Here is a 17465-nt window from a genome sequence, read left to right as displayed (position 1 = left end):
AATGGAAATTTATCGGAGGTGATTGGACGCAGAACAGGATGTGTGCGGCAAATCATCTGGTGAGCAGTTTATCCGGGTATGTAACGTCGTTTAATTGTCCGTTCGTGCCATGACAATTTTGTCATGGCGGACGGTTTGGGCGGAGTGCTTGGATAGCGGGATCGCTCAGGTGCGGTATGGATTACCTCCCATCCGAGTCGACTGTTGGGCAATAAGAACAACTCACAGATCTGAAAGCGGTATCACAAAGCGCGAATTGCCCGCTCATTTGCTTAAAGAGGCGGCCGAGAATATTTTGCGAAAACACCGCCTCAATTTTGCAGGCGGTGTTTATTTTGAGTCCTCTCAGATGCGGCGTTGCCCGATAAATCCCAGTCCCGCCAATGCCGCGCCAAACAGCCATGCGGCTGCAGGTAACGGCACGGTCGTGATATTGATCGAGGCATTTGCCGTTAATACATTGCCGTTGGATAGCGTGTCGGTGTCAGGATCGAACAAGGGATTAAACGGGCTGCGGGTGAATAAATCGTAAGTCAGTACAATTTGGCCAAAGACGGTGCCCTGCGCGGCGTTGTCAGCAATTTTAAAACTACCTACGCCGGTTTGGCTGGCGGCATCGAATGTCTGCCCCCAGACGGTGCTGGCGCCAAAGCCCGGTCCCACAACGAAGAAATTTTCGGGTGCGCTGATAAAGTCCGTGAATATACCTGGGGAGGTAGAGGACTGAAATTCCGCACCGGTCACCACGAGGTAGTTTTGCGTGTTGGTGAGCAGGAAGCCCCAGCCCACGGTATCGCCCGCATCGCCTTCGATTAAGCCGTTTGTCGGCTCTAATTGTAATGAGGTCGCTGCTTGGCTAGAGGGAAGAATACACAGCAAACTGGCTAACAGGATAAGTTGTTTGATCATCAGAATATCTCCTTATTAAGGTCTAGCGGAATTGATTGGTTAAGGTTTTCGATCCGGTTACTTCGCCGTTATTGCTGCTAAACGGGATGACAGCTTTAAATCTGGCGCTATTTGGGCAACCGCTAAAATTGATTGTGGTGGTGCCGCTCACTTTAGCCCCTGCCTGGATGTTGCCGACGCCTAACGGAAAGGATAAGGGACTTGTAATGACTGGGTTACAAGCGGCTCCGGAAGTTTGTGTAAGGGTTAAGCCGTCGATCTGGGTATTTTCGGCGATACATCCGCTCTTGTTTGACAGGGTGATAGTCCATTGGCGTTCAGTTTGAGTACCCGATTTAGCGGTGATAGATGCAAACAACTCAGGAAGATCACCTACTCCACAACCCACTGGGTTTTCTATAAACCGGTCAGAAAAGTCCGTTTTAACATCGTCCCAGACAATTAAATTGTCAATTGCAACACTAGCGCCTGAGATATTGTAAAAGTAGGCGAGAGCAAGGCGTGAGCCATCAGGTATGGCACCCCATGGTGAGGCATCATGGTAGCGCTGTGTTGTAACAAGGTTTCCATCAAGATAAAGATAAAGCTTACGTCCACCAAATTGCGCAATACCTGTTTCATTCCATACCATCGCATAATGGTGCCAGGCTGAACGGTCACCAAGAATGCTATCTAATGTTCCGGATTGGGTTGCAGTATCCACTAGCCCACTACAAAAGCTATTAGTTGCGACCCCTACTGTCCCGTAAAAGCCGAAGCCACCACAGCCGTTATTAGACCCAAACCCCATTCTCCAATGAAATACCGGCAAACTAGGTGGAGGCACGTAAAAAATCATAGTCACTGCATCAAAAAAGTTACTTGGGAAATTACTGAGTTTTGCCCAGAATTCTATTGTTCCCTTACTTTTTGACACAACGGATGTGGCAGGAAAAGTTAAGGCAAACACGTTTGAGTTCCCAACGTCATTCACAAAAGACTGACCAAAATTAGCAAAAGGGCCTGGCGCGAAATGCCCAGCTGTTTTTTGGCCTCCAGGCCCCACTTCGCTATTCGCAATCTCAGCATCACTGCCCAATTTGTTCCATAACACCACATTCCCGGTTTCAGCTTGGGCTGCAGGGCTGAGCAAGCCGAGCAAAGCCACCAGGCATGCGATGGCAGATAGGGTTTTGCGTTTAATTCCGTTCATAGAATCCTCCTTTAGGGAGTCAAGAAATACAATATGCCGCAACCCGTTTATGGTGTCGGTTAGCTGGGTAGGGCAGGCGAATAGTTAGAATTATTGTAAGAAAAGAGGATGGAGCGAAGCGCCATGGCCGGCAACAAGCCGATAAAAGCCAGGAGAGGCGCCAAAATTTATGGTACGAAATATAAGGTAATTAGGCAATCGATAACTAGTGAGTTAATTCTGTGGCTTGATGACATTTAGGGTTGATTTGTTTGATTTACCGGCATTCGTCAAAGCGCTCGGCGCTGCCGCTATGGGCATAGCCGGGTATAATCCGCGGCTATTGTTGACAACCCTTCTCCGCCATGTCCGAAGACTACTATTTCACCCCCGATCAAGCCGTCGAATCCCTAAAAGTGCCGCCGCATTCCATTCAGGCCGAGCAGTCGGTGCTGGGCGGTTTAATGCTGGATAACCAAACCTGGGATTCGGTTGCCGATAAGGTGGTCGAGACCGACTTTTATCGCCGCGATCATCGATTGATTTTCCGTGCTATCGCCCAGTTGGCGGAGAAGCAGGACCCGTTCGACGTGGTGACTTTGTCCGAGGTGCTGGAAACGACCGGCGAATTGCAGGATGTGGGCGGTTTGGCTTATTTAAGTACGCTGGCGCGCGATACGCCCAGCGCCGCGAATATTGTCGCCTACGCCAACATCGTCCGGGATCGTTCGGTTTTGCGGCAATTGATTCATGTCGGTACCGAGATTTCCGATTCGGCATTTACCACTGAGGGCCGGGAAACTGCCGATTTGCTCGAAAATGCCGAACGCAAGGTCTTCGAAATCGCCGAGCAGCGCCAACGTGGGCAGGGCGGGTTTAGCTCGATCAAATCCTTGCTGGCCAAGGCCGTGGATAAAATCGAAACTCTCTACGAACTCGATGGCGACATCACCGGCGCCAGCACCGGCTTCACCGATCTGGACGAAAAAACCTCCGGTTTGCAGCCCGCCGATTTGATTATCGTGGCTGGCCGGCCATCGATGGGTAAAACCACGATTGCGATGAATATGGCTGAAAACGTGGCGCTGAAAAGCGGCATGCCGGTTGCGGTGTTCAGTATGGAGATGCCGGGCGAATCCTTGGCGATGCGGATGATGTCGTCGCTGGGCCGCATTGACCAGCATAAAGTCCGTACCGGCAAATTGGACGACGACGATTGGCCGCGTTTGACTTCGGCGATCAATCTGCTCGCGGAAACCAAGATGTTCATCGACGACACGCCGGCCTTGACGCCGACTGAAGTCCGCTCGCGCGCCCGGCGTTTGACCCGCGAACACGGTCAGTTGGGCCTGATCGTGTTGGACTATTTGCAGTTGATGCAATCGCCTGCAAGCGGCGATAACCGGGTGCAGCAGATTTCCGATATTTCCAGGGGCTTGAAGGCGCTGGCCAAGGAGCTCAATGTACCGGTGATCGCGCTGTCGCAGTTGAATCGGAATCTGGAGCAGCGCCCCAACAAGCGGCCGGTGATGTCGGACTTGCGCGAGTCCGGGGCGATTGAGCAGGATGCCGACTTGATCATCTTCGTTTATCGCGATGAGGTCTACCACGAAGACAGCCCGGACAAAGGCATCGCCGAAGTGATTATCGGCAAGCAGCGGAACGGACCTTTGGGGACGGTGCGGTTGACTTTCCTGGGCCAATACACCCGTTTCGAAAACTTTGCCGGCGTTTATAACGGCCCCGAGGATTACGAATGACGCCTGCGGCTTTTGTGCATCTGGATTTGGAAGCCGTGCGGCACAACTTGGCCCAAGTGAAGCGTTACGCGCCGGACAAAAAAATCATGGCGGTGATCAAAGCCAACGGCTACGGCCACGGCATGACGCGGGTAGCCACCGCTTTGGAAGCGGCGAATGGTTTTGCGGTCGCGCGGGTGGACGAGGGCGTCAGGCTGCGGCAAGCTGGATTTAAACAAGCCATCACCGTATTGCAGGGCTTTGTCTGCGTCGATGAGTTGTTGCAGTTGTTGAAGTATCAATTGGCGGCGGTGATCCATACCCCGCAGCAAATTGCCATTCTGCAGCAGCAAGCCGACGCCGAAGGCAAACTTGCTGTCTGGCTGAAAATGGACACCGGCATGAATCGCTTGGGCTTTAAAGGCGCCGATTTCAATGATGCTTACCAGCAACTGTTGGGCTGCGCGCGGGTCGAGCAACCGATCAATCTGATCACCCATTTTGCCAATGCCGACGATTTGCTGGACGATAAAACCCGCCGGCAAATCGATTTGTTCAACGACGCGGTCAAAGACTATCCCGGCGCGTGCAGCATCGCCAATTCCGCAGGGATTATCGGCTGGCCGAATGTCCGTTTCGGCACCGCTCAGGACCGCAGTAGCGATTGGGTGAGACCGGGATTGATGCTCTATGGCTGCTCGCCGTTTGCCGGTAAAACCGGTGCGGATTTTGGTTTAAAGCCGGTGATGAGTTTGCATTCACGGCTGATCGCGGTCAAGGATGTCTCCGCAGGCGAAACGGTCGGTTACAGCGGTACCTGGCAATGCAAAACCGCAACTCGACTGGGCGTAATTTCCATCGGTTACGGCGACGGCTACCACCGCCACACCAAGAGCGGCGCGCCGGTGTTGGTAAACGGCCAACGGGTGCCGTTAATTGGCCGGGTATCCATGGACATGATCACCGTTGATCTCAACCAACTGCCGGATGCGCAACCCGGCGATCCGGTAACCTTGTGGGGCGACGGCTTGCCGGTGGAAGAAATCGCCCGTTACGCGGAAACCATTCCGTATACTTTGTTGTGCGGAATTACGCAGCGGGTGCAGGTGATCGAGCGTAGGCTGGATTAGGCTGTAAGGCTCAGTTGCAAAGCGAAAATCGGAGGTTGTTTGGTCGATTGCCGAATTTCGCGGGCGTTGAGCACAGCATTGTCCGGAGCGCGCTATCGATGCTAAGCTGTCTATCGCCTAGCGTGATCAATGGCGGCAGTTGGATCATTACCAGCCATCACAAACTGACAGCGATGATATACATAAGGAAAAGTTCTGTACGAATCAATAAATTAGCGTATCAAATAGCATTTTTAGGTAGATATACTGTTAACAACTTAATAACTTGTTCGGCGGCTTTGGGAGGGCGAGCTTAGCGATGGCAGAGAGACCTAGATTCTGGGACGTCGGTCCGCATTTACCTTTACCGGTTGAGGATACGTGGGATGAGTTCGTCTCGAGTGTCGGAGGGAGGAGAATTGCCGACAGCCTCTCGAAATCACCCGACTTCGACAACGCAGACTACTTATTTGAGAACATCGGATCGGTCCTTGAACTAAAGGAAGTAGAAACTGAGTTTCTTCGTTCGGAGTCCGCTCAGCGTGGATTCGAAGGACTTCTTGCTCGTCTCTCCAGTGAAGATCCAACGTGGCGTCCCCTGATCTTCGGAGGCGACGGCAAATACCCCTCCTGGTTTCACAAAGAGTTTGTGCGCCTCGCTAGACCAGCCATCTTGCGCATACTAAAGAAGGCAAATCGCCAGATTCGAGAGACAAAGGAAAAACTGAGCCTTTCGGAGCCCCATGGTGTGTTGATATTCGTCAACGATGGGTTCACGAGTGTGGCTCCCGACATTGTCCACGCGCTGGCGTGCGATGCATTGGTTCATTCTTACTCTTCCATCGATTGTTTTCTGTACATCACCATCAACCGTCACGTCGAGGTTTCGAACTCCGACGAGCCCAAATTGATTTGGAATCCGTCCTACAGCGACCGGGCCTCCGATAAATTGGTGGAGTTCATTGATGCCCTCGGAAGAAAGTGGTTCCACTATTTAGAAGGCAAGATCGGCCCGTTCACTTCTCGATATGAAGGCGGTGACCGATCTGTGCTTCACGGGTCCAAAGCGATCGTACTTCCTGGTGAGCACGGCCGATGATCGGTAAGCCCGGTAGGGTACGCACCGCGTACCTTCTGGCTTTTGCTACCATGAAGGCTTTAATGGTACGCGGTGCGTACCCTACATCTGATGTGCAATTAGGGTCGTAGGATGGGTAGAGGCGATAGCCGAAACCCATCAGATTAATCAATCCAAATTCAAGTCATGCCATTACAAGCATGAAACTAATCTTGATCTTCTTTGATGGGTTTCGCGTTGCTCTACCCATCCTACGCATTATCGTGCCATCAGAAGAATGTGCGAGATTGGCAGCAGCCAGATTATTGCGATCAAACCAGCACCTCCACTTCGTACCCCGAATATTTGCGGATATTGATCACGCCGTTGTCGAAGATCAAATACTGGCCTTTGATGCCTTCTAAAACGCCGGACACTAATGGCTCTTTATCGAAATTAAACGATTTTACCTTGCTGGGGTATTGCAACACCGGATAGTCGAGCGTTAGCGGTTGGGCATCGCTGAGCAGCTGCGGCGGACTGTCGGGAAATTGCACGGCGATGTTTTGTAATTGTTCGGCGCATTCGGTGAGCAAGCCGTCGCGGATGGCCGGCAAATCCAAGGGAGCGGTGTTGTTTTTCAACATTTGCTGCCAGCTGGTTTTGTCGCTGACGTGTTGCGCCAGGGTGACTTCGATCAAACCCGACAGATGGCGAGAAACGACCTTAAAAATGGGTAAGGCTTGCACCGCGCCTTGATCGATCCAGCGGGTTGGGGTTTGCGATTGGCGGGTGATGCCCACTTTGATGCCGGAAGAGTTGGCTAGATAGACAATATGCGGTTGAAAGCAAAACTCCTCGCCCCAGCTCGGTTCGCGGCAGGTGCCGGCGGCGTAGTGGCAGGTTTCCGGTTTCATGATGCACATATCGCATTGCGCCAGCTTGATGAAACAGGGGTAGCAGTAGCCTTGATTGAAGCTTTTATTGGTTTTTTTTGCGCAATGCACGCAAAAGATTTGGCCGGTGTAACGTAGCGTGAGTTTTTTGCCCAACAGCGGGTTCAATTCGATTGCCTGCTCGCCGACCGGCAAGCGGTATTGCACTGGCGCGGCCAACGCGCTGGTCATTTTCTGCAGACTGCCTAACACTTGATTTAATCCCGATAGCTGAATAACGGCGGCTATAATGACAGCGTTTCCAGCGTACTCAAAGAGGATTCGATGTCATTCATGCAAGTTGCTGCGGGTGGCAACATTCCGTTTGAAATAAATGTGGTGGTCGAGATTCCCGCATTCAGCGATCCGGTCAAATACGAGGTGGATAAACATACCGGCGCTCTGACAGTGGACCGCTTCATGGGCACCGCCATGCAATATCCCTGCAATTACGGGTACATCCCGCAAACTTTGTCCGAAGACGGCGATCCGGTGGACGTAATGATCATCACGCCGGCACCGTTGCTGAGTGGCTGCGTGATCAATTGCCGGCCGGTAGGTGTGTTGAAAATGATAGACGAAGCCGGCCCTGATCCCAAGCTGTTGGCGGTACCTGTGCCGCGCTTGACGCCGTTTTACAATCACGTCAACGATTACAAGGATTTGCAACCAGACAAGTTGGCCAAGATCACCCATTTTTTCCAACATTACAAAGACCTGGAGGAAGGCAAATGGGTCTGTGTGGAAGGTTGGGGTGGCCTTGAAGATGCGCGGCAGGAAATTTTAGATAGTGTCGGCCGCTATAAAACCTCGCATAGCAGCCGTCGCTAATCTGTTGCTCTGTGGTTAGTTGATCGTTTGGGATAATTTCAGTTTTTTCGCGCGGTACATCGCGCTATCGGCCCGGTTCAGCAAGTCAAGGCTACTTTGGCCGTCGTGGTGATAGATGGCCGCGCCTATGCTGGCACTGATCGCAACCGGCTTGCCCTTAATGCTGCAAGTTTCGGCCAGCTGGGACTGAATTTTTTCTATCACCGCCGCCACGCTGCGATCAGCATCGACTTCACCCAACAACACCAAGAACTCGTCGCCGCCGTAACGGCAAGCGGTGTCGCCGCAGCGCAGACAAGCCGACAAGCGTTCCGCCACTTCTTTCAGTAATTGGTCGCCGGCCGCGTGGCCGAGTTCGTCGTTGATGTTTTTGAATTCGTCCAGATCGATAAACAATAGGGCGACCGGCCGTTGCTGGCGATCCGCTTGGGCCATGGCCTGTTGCAGTCTATCCAGCAATAAAACTCGATTAGGTAAGCCGGTTAACTCGTCATGATGTGCGCAATGCAGCGCTTGCCTGTAATTCTCGTTACTTTCCAGTAGTTGCTGTTCCAAGGTTTTGCGAGTGGCGTTCAGCGACTCGATTTGTCGGCGGGCGTCGGCCAGCTGTTGCTGACTAATCGCCAGGGCGCGTTCCAATGCCGCAAGCTCGGCTCGGGATTGATTCAATTGACAGCATTCGCTGTCGGTTTCGCATGCCGGTGTTTGGCTAAGCCAGCGCTGGGCGACGATGGGTGAAACAACAGTGTATTTATGTTGCTGGACTTTGATTCGGTTATCCATCACAGCGCCTCCATTAAGTCAGTGGCTGAATCGATGGCAGTCAACACTGCGCTAGAGAAGATCGAATTATCAACGTTCATGACAATAACCCATTTGAATTGAGTGGCCGGAAATCTCGTTAACCGAGGTTTGTTGGCTCAACTGGATCAATTCTTGTGCCAGACGTGCGGTCTTTAAAGCTGTTGTTGGGTAACTGCCTGTTGTTGAAGGAGTTTGGCAGGAATGAAAAAATGGAAGAGGGGCTGGATAATGCGGGATATGGATGCTAAGTGCAGACGGTATTTCGTCAATATTACGAAATACCGTATTCCCAGGTTTGGATAGCTGGAGAGGGGGGGCGGTAACTTAGGTTTTTTGTTCGATAACCAAGTTTTTTTGCAATTCTTGCGGCGGTACCGGATGGGTTGGCTTCTGATAGGCTGCGAGAATTTGCTTAACGTAATTGCGAGTTTCCTGATAAGGCGGGATGCCCTGATAGCGTTCTACTGCACCTTCGCCGGCGTTATAAGCGGCCAGCACCAAATCGACTTTACCTTCGAAATGTCTTAGCAGCCAGTGTAGATAAGCGGTGCCGCCTTTGATATTTTGAATGGGATTCCAGCTGTCTTTTACCCCAAAGCGCTCGGCGGTTTCCGGAATGAGTTGCATCAGGCCTTGGGCATTTTTACCGGACAGCGCGCTGGGGTTGAAAGCCGATTCGGCCTGAATCACCGCCATGATCAGTTGCGGATCGATGCTGTATATCGGTGCAATCTCTTTAACCCAGGCTTCGACCAATTCGCGGTTAGGATTGGGATCAGCGACCAGCTTCACTTCGGGTTCCGGAGTCGGTGGTTGGCAGGCTGGGTCGTCACTGGGTGTTACATCGCCGAAACGGGTCAGCATTTGCTTGGCGTGACTATCGCCGTGTTCCGCCGCTTGTTTAAACCAGTGACTGGCCAGCGGAATGCTACGAGCCACGCCGCGGCCGTTGAAATACATAAAGCCGATGCTGTAAGCCGATTCGGCATCGCCTTGCAGCGCGGCCTTGCAGTACATATCAAAAGCTTGATGGTAATCTTGTTTGACAGTGCGGCCGTGTTCGAAATCGGCAGCGGTCTTGCGGATTTGTTCCAGATTAACCGGCGCTACGTCCTGAGCATTAGCGATTTGGGTGGTGAGGCTCAAGCACAGGGCAAGTAGCGATTGGCGTTTCAAGTTCATAAAATTCTCGTTCTGTATTGCTGAGACTAGGCTCTTCTAAACCCGGCCGGAAAAGGATTGAAGCGTCAATCCTCCAAGCTTCCAGCTACCGTATACATTGCAAGTGCTTGATCGCCCATATGGCCGAGTTTCCGTGCAATTGCGCTTCATTGCATCCCGCAGGATGTTGGCAAACCTTGAAATAGTTCCGGGGCTGCTGAGGGTGTTAGCTTTACCGGAACTGCTTCAAGGTTGGCCGCACTATACCGCCTGTTTTGCTGAGGCTATATTGCCCATATGGGCAGGTGAGTCTGGCGCGAATATATCATAGGGTTGATTTTACGGCGATTTAAACTGTTGTTTTTGATGTGGTTGTGGCGGATCTGCCGGCGCGGGGCCTGGTTTGGCTCGTGGTTTTCATTAGTACAGAACAGACAAAATCATCCCCTGATTTCTTATCAAGATGACTTGCCGCAGAGTTTTCAGGATTGGCCGGCAAATTTGCTCCTACGAGAAATTGCGCTGACTAAGCCCATACCCAAAGACATCAGCAGGAAGCCGCCAGGTAGAGGCACCGTCGCGGGTGGCGGCACTATTGCGACACCGCTGAAATTCACTTGCTGTAGTCCGCCAAAATCAAAAGCAAGGGCGGTATCAAACGCTTCGTCGCCCCAGTTGGTCACCCCAAACTCAAGAAAATACGATCCGGTTGCGGTGAACGAGTAAGCGGACTTAATCCAGCCGGTCGGGCCACAGGTGTTGGCGTTATCCCAGCAAATGCCGCTTGAACCACCCAACGGTATCCAGCTTGTGCCAGCCGCAGCAAAGCCAATGGTGTTACCGTCATTCAATACCGCATCGAGCTCGTCCGGTAAGTTGTTATCTACCTGACGATCCAACACGTTACCGGGCACGACATTACCGTTAGCGGAATTGGTGCTGCGGGCTGTAAACAACCAGGCGGCAGTATTGTGGGTAGCCGCATTGACCAAGCGTGCCCAGGCGTAGTCGTCATAACCACGGCCATCGGTTGAAATGTAATTGAATTGCAAAGTCAGCGTGTCATTCGCATTGGCACTGAAAGCATTCGATTGAATTTTCGAGCCATTGGTTTGGTTCTCGGTGCCGCGTCCTTCATCCCTCAGAACCAAAGACGAAACACCATAAACACCGCCGGATGTCGACAGGTAACCGAACTGAGCGTTTCCAGTCGGTGAGTTATTGACCGTATTGTCCCCGTAAATCAGCCCAGCTGCGCCGCTTGCCGTCCAGGTGTTATTGCTTAAGGAAATATTGGCAGCTTGCGCGGTAGGTAGCACAAGCGCCCCGCTTAAACTGAGGGCGATCAGGGAAGTGCGCGTAATTTTCATGGTTTTACCTTTTTATTCTGTGTATGGATAAGGCTCAGGGTTTTAATGAATAAGCCGCACCAATCTCATTAGATCGTGCTGTTTGCCTGGTTAATCGGCGAAACTTATTTCGCGGTGTATTCCAGGTGGCGGCAAAAAGGTTCAATACAGTAGGCCGGTTTTCAGCAAGGCAACTGTAAAATCTAAGATTTAAGCGGTGGCGGTGCGGACTGATTGCAAAATGAGCTGTTCCTATACATCAAAGGTCGAGTTTGCCATAATTCCAAGAACTGATCTTCTGGGGGTATGGACATTAACAAGCGAATTTTGTTGGGGGTTTGCGGCGGTATCGCGGCTTATAAAGCGGCAGAACTGGTGCGCTTGTTGCGGAAGCAAGGCCATGAAGTTCGCGTAGTGATGACCGCAGCCGCCCGCCAGTTTGTTACGCCGTTGACCTTTCAGGCCTTGAGCGGCCATGCCGTGCATAGCGATTTGCTGGATGTCGAGCAGGAACAGGCCATGAGCCATATCCATTTGGCACGCTGGGCAGACCTATTGCTGATTGCGCCGGCGACCGCCGATACCTTGGCGAAAATGGCGCATGGTTTGGCGGATGATTTGCTATCTACCTTGTATCTTGCGGCCGAGTGCCCAGTATGGGTCGCGCCGGCGATGAACCAGGCAATGTGGGGGAAACCGGTAACCCAAGAGAATGTTGCCAGGCTGCAAAGCCATGGTGTGCAATACATCGGCCCGGCGGCTGGCGAGCAGGCCTGCGGCGAGCAAGGCTTGGGACGCATGGTCGAGCCGGCCGAGATTTGTCGGCAACTGCTGGCGCCTGAGCAGCCCGGTTTTCTGTCGGGCATTAACATAGTCATCAGTGCCGGACCGACGCGAGAGCCGCTTGATCCGGTGCGGTACATCACTAACCGCAGTTCGGGCAAAATGGGTTATGCCTTGGCCGTCGCCGCCCTCTCAGCCGGTGCCAACGTGACACTGGTCAGTGGCCCGGTCAGCTTAGCCGTGCCGGCCGGCGCCAAACTTATTCCAGTGGAAACCGCCTTGCAAATGTATGATGCAGTGATGATGCATAGCCGGATTGCAGATATTTACATTGGTGCGGCGGCGGTAGCGGATTACCGGCCGCAACAGCTGGCTGACAGCAAGATAAAAAAGGCTGGCGACACCAGCAATATAGCCTTGGTAAAAAATCCGGACATCATTGCCGCGGTGGCTGAATTACAACCAAAACCTTTGGTTGTGGGATTTGCCGCGGAAACCGACGATCTGGAAAATTACGCCAAACACAAGCTGCAAAGCAAACACCTGGACCTGATCGCCGCGAATTGGGTCGGACAAACCGAAGGTGGTTTCGAGAGTGATCGCAACGCCTTGCATGTATTTTGGTCGGGTGGTCAACAAATCCTGCCGATGACCGATAAACATACCTTAGCCGCACAGCTGCTTAAACTGATAGCCGAGAAATTGCATGAAAAAAATCCAGTTAAAAATTCTTGATCCGCGTCTGGGCCGGGAGATTGCTTTGCCCGCCTACGCTACCCAAGGCTCTGCGGGGCTGGATTTGCGCGCCTGTCTGGATCAGGCCTTGACCTTGCAGCCGGGCGAAACGGCCCTGATACCTACCGGCCTAGCCATTCATATCGACGATCCGCATTTTGCGGCGGTATTGCTGCCGCGCTCGGGCCTGGGGCACAAGCACGGCATCGTGCTGGGTAATTTGGTGGGTTTGATCGATTCTGATTACCAGGGGCAGGTGTTTATCTCCTGCTGGAATCGTGGCAATAGCGCATTTACCGTCGAGATAGGTGAACGCATCGCGCAAATGGTGTTTGTGCCGGTGGTGCAGGCCGAGTTTGAGTGCGTCGCCGATTTCGACGAAAGCCATCGCGGCAGCGGCGGTTTTGGACACAGCGGCCGGCACTAAGCGGAGTCGCGACGGATGGGACGCATATTTAGCATAGTAGCGGGCATCGCGGCGCTGATGGTGTTATTGGCCGGTGGCGGCGCCTATTGGTTTTCCGCGGCCCAGGTCAGGGAAACCCAGCAAACCAGTACCACTGCAATCGCCAGCGGCATGACAGTCAGCATTGTCAGCCAGATTGAGACCTTGCAGCGGGTCATCGACGGTCTGGCGCAGGCGCCGGATGTGGTGGCGGCACTTGCCAGCGATAGCCATAATCCAGCGACCTTGGATAATGTCGCTGCCAGGCTACAGAATACGATTCCACAAGCGCTGCGTGTGCGCTTGTTGCCGGCGACGGTCAGCGAGCCGGATCTTAGCCAAGTGCCGAATATGGGCTTTGCCGATTTGGAAATGGTGCGCGCCACGCTGACCGCCAAGCAAAAGCCCTTCGTGCAAGGCGAGGGCGAGCATCGGCATTTGGCAATGACGGCTGCGGTCAGTCAAAACCAGCAGGTAATCGGCGTGATTTTGGTTAGTTTAAAGCCGGATTTATTGCAACAGCTGATTAGCAAGACTACTGTCGGCAACGGTTATGTGGAGATCAAGCAAGAGCAGGCGGTATTGGCTAGTGTCGGCATGCAGGAATTGAAGGCGGAGGAGCCGCAAGTGATGCCGCTGACTAACAGCCGCTGGTCGTTGGAGCTTTCCATAGGTGGCGGCACCAGTACCGACGACATCATTTTATTTTCCTGCATTATCTTGATCCCCGCTTTGTTGGGTTGTTTGGCGTTTTTTATCGGTTATCGTAAATTGGCCGATTATCTGCATCATGACCAAAGCAGTATTTTAAAGGCCGCCAAGGACATGATGACCGGCAAGCAAGTTGGCCACTATCCGGTGCAACTCGATGAAATGCGGCCGATTATTTCGACTTTGGCGCAGTTTAAACGCATCCTGGAGCAAGAAAAAAGCCCGAGTAAAGTCCCTGACGAATTGGGCGAGTACGATTTTTTCGACGAGTCGTTCGATATTGATTTTATCGAAGAGTCGCCTAAAACCGCCGAACACTATGCCAGTGTGCCGGTCAGCTTGGGCACGGCGCCTATCAGCGTGGCCGAGCAGGCGCCGCTGAGTGCGGTTGCTCCCGCCGAGAAATCGGCACCCGTGGCGATGCCAAACGTTGCGCCGACGGCAGGCGAGTCTTTTGCCGATATTTTCCGTACTTATGATATTCGCGGCATTGTCGGGCGCGGCTTGACGCCGGAAACGGTGCACAAGATCGGCCGGGCTTTGGGCAGCGAAGCCAGGCAGCTAAATATCAAGACTATTGTGATGGGCAGGGACGGCCGGCTATCCAGCCCCGGCTTGGCGGATGCGTTGGCAAAAGGCATTACCGAAGCAGGTTGCGATGTATTAAACATTGGCTTGGTACCGACGCCGCTGCTGTATTTTGTCACCCAGCACAGCGAAGGCCGTAGCGGTGTGATGATCACCGGTAGCCACAATCCGGCTGACTATAACGGCCTGAAACTGGTTTTGAACGGTGAAACTTTATCCGGCGACAAGATTCAACAATTAAAAAAACGCATTGAGGCCGGTGATTTCAGCGAAGGCACGCCGGGTTCCATCGAGCTGAATAGTCTATTCAGCAACGAATATATCGGCATGATTTCTGACGATGTGCATTTGGTTAGACCGATGAAAGTGGCTGTCGATTGCGGCAACGGTGCGGCCGGACAACTGGCACCGATTCTGTTGCGCACGATGGGTTGCGAAGTGATCGAGTTGTATTGCGAGATTGACGGCAATTTTCCCAATCATCATCCCGATCCCAGCAAGCCGGAAAATCTGGGCGATCTGATTAAGGCTGTGAAGCATTACGAGGCCGATATAGGCGTAGCGTTCGACGGCGACGGCGACCGAATTGGCGTGGTCGATTCCGGCGGCAAAATTATTTGGCCGGATCGGCAAATGATGCTGTATGCCCGCGATGTCTTGGCCAATAAACCGGGTGCGGAAATTATTTACGACGTGAAATGCTCCCGGCATTTGCACGATCAAATCGTCAAACGCGGCGGTCGGCCGTTGATGTGGAAAAGTGGCCATTCGCTGATGAAAGCCAAACTCAAGGAAACCACGGCGGCGCTGGCCGGTGAGATGAGTGGACATATTTTCTTTAACGACCGTTGGTTTGGTTTCGACGACGCCTTATATGCGGCGGCGCGGCTGATTGAAATTCTGTCTGCTGATATGCGTAGCAGTAGCGACGTATTTGCCGAACTGCCGGATAGTATCAATACACCGGAGCTGCATGTGCCTCTGGCTGAAGGCGAAGGCGTCCGCTTCGTGGAACAGCTATTCAGCCAGGCCAAGTTTAAAGACGGCAAGATCATCAATATCGACGGCATGCGCGTCGAATTTGCTGACGGCTGGGGCCTGGTCAGAGCCTCTAATACCACACCGGTTCTAACTCTGCGTTTTGAAGCGGATAGCCAGGATGCGATGCAACGTATTCAAGCTCAATTCAGGCAGCTGATGCTGCAAATCAAACCCGATATCAAACTACCTTTTTAATTGTTAGTGATTATGAAAGAAAAAACCGCGCACCAGATTGCCCACGTTCTTATCGAAGCCTTGCCGTATATTCAAAAATTCAAGGGCAAAACCGTTGTCATTAAATTCGGCGGCAACGCGATGGTCGATGATGCGTTGAAACACAGCTTCGCCCGCGACATCGTGTTGATGAAGCTGGTAGGTATTAATCCTATCGTCGTGCATGGCGGCGGGCCGCAAATCGGCGACTTGTTAAAACGCCTGGGTAAAACCTCCGAGTTTATCGACGGTATGCGCGTGACCGACAGCGAAACCATGGATGTGGTGGAAATGGTGCTGGGCGGCTTGGTGAATAAAGAGATCGTGAATATGATCAATATGCAGGGCGGCAAGGCGGTAGGTCTGACCGGTAAGGACGGCAATTTCATCCACGCCCGCAAAATCAACATGACCAAGGCCGGCGCGACGCTGGACGACGCACCGGAGATCATTGATCTGGGCCATGTCGGCGAAGTCAGCAGTATCGATCCGGCGGTGGTGGAAATGTTGGGTAACAGTGATTTTATTCCGGTGATCGCGCCGATTGGCGTGGGTAAGGACGGACATTCCTATAATATCAATGCGGATTTGGTGGCTGGCAAAGTAGCCGAAGTGTTAAAAGCCGAAAAGCTGATGCTATTGACCAACATCCCCGGCATTATGGACAGACAGGGCAATTTGCTGACCGGCCTGACCTTGACTGATATTGATAATCTGATTGCCGATGGCACGATTTCCGGGGGGATGATTCCGAAAACCCGCTGCGGCACTGATGCGTTGAAGGGCGGTGTGACCAGTGTGCATATCATCGACGGGCGGGTCGAGCACGCGGTGTTGCTGGAGCTGTTCACCGATCAGGGTGTCGGTACCTTATTGTTGCGCCGCTAAGCTGGATTGAATAAAAGGCGCAAAGGCTTGGCGAATGCTCTGAGCCTTGGCGCCTGAGCATAATTCGTTGCCGATACTGGATTGGCGGCAGCGGATGTCCAGAAATATCTGCAAAGTATTGTTGCGCTCCAGCAGTGATACCGACAAGCTTAAATCGTCGTCTTTCTGCGGGGCTGCGCGCATGATCAGTTTCTCGCTTTCCACGTCTTGGCCGGTGGTGGAGTGAGTCGCGACAAACTCGCCGGCGACTTTCCAGGCTTTTTCGCATTGCCCGGCGTCCTGGCAAACAAACAGGCCTAACTCGTTGCTAGCGTTACTGGCCGCTAAACTATCGCCGTTGACCGGTTTTCCGTCGTTGTTGTTGGCTTGGGTGAGGAATTGAAAGCGGGCTATGTCGGCTTTGAATTCTTTTTCGCTGTTTTGTCTGTCTTGTTGGTGACGCAAAAGCTCTTGTTTGCCCGCTTCTATCTGTTGTTTGCTGGCGGCAATATCCGCCAGTAATTTCGGCGGTATCTTGCTGCCGCCGCGCTCAAGATTGGCGGCTTGTTGCTGTTGCTGCTGCAATTGCAGTTGAATGCGTTCGATATTGCCTTCAATCACTTTTTGCCCGGCATCGAAGGATGCCATTTTATTGCTCAAGGCTTTATTCATATCATCAATGTTACGAAAAGTGCTCAGCAGGACTTTGTCGTTGGCGTTTTGCCTGGCAATGATCTTTTCCTGTTCCTTGCGTAGCGCATCCAGCCGCTTTTGCTGGGCTATTTGTTCGGCGGTTTTGGCTTTTTCAAGCACATCGAGCACGCGGGCTTTCTCGCTTAATGTTTCCCGTTTGTGCTTTACCTGATCCGGCGGTACTTGGTCGGAGAAATAGACGTTACCGTTTTCATCCACCCAACGATACATTTTTTTGGCATATGCCGGCTGACCCAATGCACATAGCAAAGCTAGAGCGACAAATGAGGTTCGTTTGAAGGGGGCATGTCGCATGGCAATACT

15 protein-coding genes are annotated in these 17465 nt (G+C 52.6%); 8 read left to right on the top strand and 7 right to left on the bottom strand.

Annotated elements, in window-relative coordinates; all coding sequences use genetic code 11:
- Nucleotides 1-345: 345 nt before the first annotated feature.
- Complete coding sequence (locus CWO84_RS17710; protein WP_033159131.1) at nt 346-909, bottom strand: VPLPA-CTERM sorting domain-containing protein; 564 nt, start codon at nt 907-909, stop codon at nt 346-348.
- A 22-nt stretch (nt 910-931) separates the two neighbouring features.
- Nucleotides 932-2101, bottom strand: coding sequence for a LamG-like jellyroll fold domain-containing protein (locus tag CWO84_RS17705; RefSeq protein ID WP_101054251.1), 1170 nt, complete (start codon nt 2099-2101; stop codon nt 932-934).
- A gap of 344 nt (nt 2102-2445) precedes the next feature.
- Here CWO84_RS17705 and dnaB point away from each other — a divergent pair, with 344 nt between their 5' ends.
- The 3 genes from dnaB (at nt 2446) to CWO84_RS17690 (ending at nt 6027) form a co-directional block, all read left to right on the top strand.
- Nucleotides 2446-3840, top strand: coding sequence for a replicative DNA helicase (dnaB, locus tag CWO84_RS17700; RefSeq protein WP_033159133.1), 1395 nt, complete (start codon nt 2446-2448; stop codon nt 3838-3840).
- Nucleotides 3837-4949, top strand: coding sequence for an alanine racemase (alr, locus tag CWO84_RS17695; protein ID WP_101054248.1), 1113 nt, complete (start codon nt 3837-3839; stop codon nt 4947-4949). Before dnaB ends, alr begins: the two co-directional genes overlap by 4 nt.
- 298 nt (nt 4950-5247) lie before the next feature.
- Nucleotides 5248-6027 (top strand): hypothetical protein, encoded by a 780-nt coding sequence (locus CWO84_RS17690; RefSeq protein ID WP_101054245.1) that lies wholly within the window; start codon nt 5248-5250, stop codon nt 6025-6027.
- Nucleotides 6028-6317: 290 nt separating this feature from the next.
- On the opposite strand, the gene CWO84_RS17685 is transcribed toward CWO84_RS17690, so the two are convergent.
- Complete coding sequence (locus tag CWO84_RS17685) at nt 6318-7133, bottom strand: DUF2797 domain-containing protein (protein WP_205451359.1); 816 nt, start codon at nt 7131-7133, stop codon at nt 6318-6320.
- A 72-nt stretch (nt 7134-7205) separates the two neighbouring features.
- On the opposite strand from CWO84_RS17685, the gene ppa reads away from it, so the two are divergent.
- On the top strand, nt 7206-7751 hold the full coding sequence (gene ppa / locus CWO84_RS17680; protein ID WP_033159137.1) for an inorganic diphosphatase: 546 nt from the start codon (nt 7206-7208) through the stop codon (nt 7749-7751).
- Nucleotides 7752-7766: 15 nt separating this feature from the next.
- On the opposite strand, the gene CWO84_RS17675 is transcribed toward ppa, so the two are convergent.
- The 3 genes from CWO84_RS17675 to CWO84_RS17665 all read right to left on the bottom strand — a co-directional run bounded on the left by CWO84_RS17675 (nt 7767) and on the right by CWO84_RS17665 (nt 11086).
- Nucleotides 7767-8534 (bottom strand): GGDEF domain-containing protein, encoded by a 768-nt coding sequence (locus CWO84_RS17675; RefSeq protein WP_051670463.1) that lies wholly within the window; start codon nt 8532-8534, stop codon nt 7767-7769.
- Nucleotides 8535-8879: 345 nt separating this feature from the next.
- The gene (locus CWO84_RS17670; RefSeq protein WP_101054239.1) at nt 8880-9737 is read right to left on the bottom strand and encodes a transglycosylase SLT domain-containing protein; all 858 of its coding nucleotides are present in this window, start codon (nt 9735-9737) and stop codon (nt 8880-8882) included.
- A gap of 461 nt (nt 9738-10198) precedes the next feature.
- Nucleotides 10199-11086 carry an NF038132 family protein gene (locus tag CWO84_RS17665; protein WP_101054237.1) on the bottom strand — a complete coding sequence of 296 codons (888 nt, stop codon included), beginning with the start codon at nt 11084-11086 and terminating at the stop codon, nt 10199-10201.
- A gap of 285 nt (nt 11087-11371) precedes the next feature.
- Between CWO84_RS17665 and coaBC the strand changes: the two genes are divergently transcribed.
- Genes coaBC through argB form a run of 4 tightly spaced genes read left to right on the top strand, consistent with a single transcriptional unit; the run spans nt 11372 to nt 16469 of the window.
- Nucleotides 11372-12583 carry a bifunctional phosphopantothenoylcysteine decarboxylase/phosphopantothenate--cysteine ligase CoaBC gene (coaBC, locus tag CWO84_RS17660; RefSeq protein WP_101054235.1) on the top strand — a complete coding sequence of 404 codons (1212 nt, stop codon included), beginning with the start codon at nt 11372-11374 and terminating at the stop codon, nt 12581-12583.
- On the top strand, nt 12555-13010 hold the full coding sequence (gene dut, locus CWO84_RS17655) for a dUTP diphosphatase (RefSeq protein ID WP_101054232.1): 456 nt from the start codon (nt 12555-12557) through the stop codon (nt 13008-13010). Before coaBC ends, dut begins: the two co-directional genes overlap by 29 nt.
- 15 nt (nt 13011-13025) lie before the next feature.
- A complete protein-coding gene (locus tag CWO84_RS25025) occupies nt 13026-15563 on the top strand; it encodes a phosphomannomutase/phosphoglucomutase (protein ID WP_101054229.1) in 2538 nt (845 codons plus the stop codon).
- 12 nt (nt 15564-15575) lie between these two features.
- Entirely contained in the window at nt 15576-16469 is an 894-nt protein-coding gene (gene argB, locus CWO84_RS17645) for an acetylglutamate kinase (RefSeq protein ID WP_033159176.1), read from the top strand.
- Here the strand turns inward: argB and CWO84_RS17640 are convergent.
- Nucleotides 16452-17456, bottom strand: a complete 1005-nt coding sequence (locus CWO84_RS17640) for a DUF4124 domain-containing protein (protein WP_225892918.1) — start codon at nt 17454-17456, stop codon at nt 16452-16454. The genes argB and CWO84_RS17640 overlap by 18 nt on opposite strands.
- Nucleotides 17457-17465 lie beyond the last annotated feature (9 nt).

The organism is Methylomonas sp. Kb3, from assembly GCF_002834115.1.
Classification (GTDB): domain Bacteria; phylum Pseudomonadota; class Gammaproteobacteria; order Methylococcales; family Methylomonadaceae; genus Methylomonas; species Methylomonas defluvii.
Note: the sequence above shows the minus strand (reverse complement) of the source record. Positions and strands in the feature narration are given on the sequence as shown.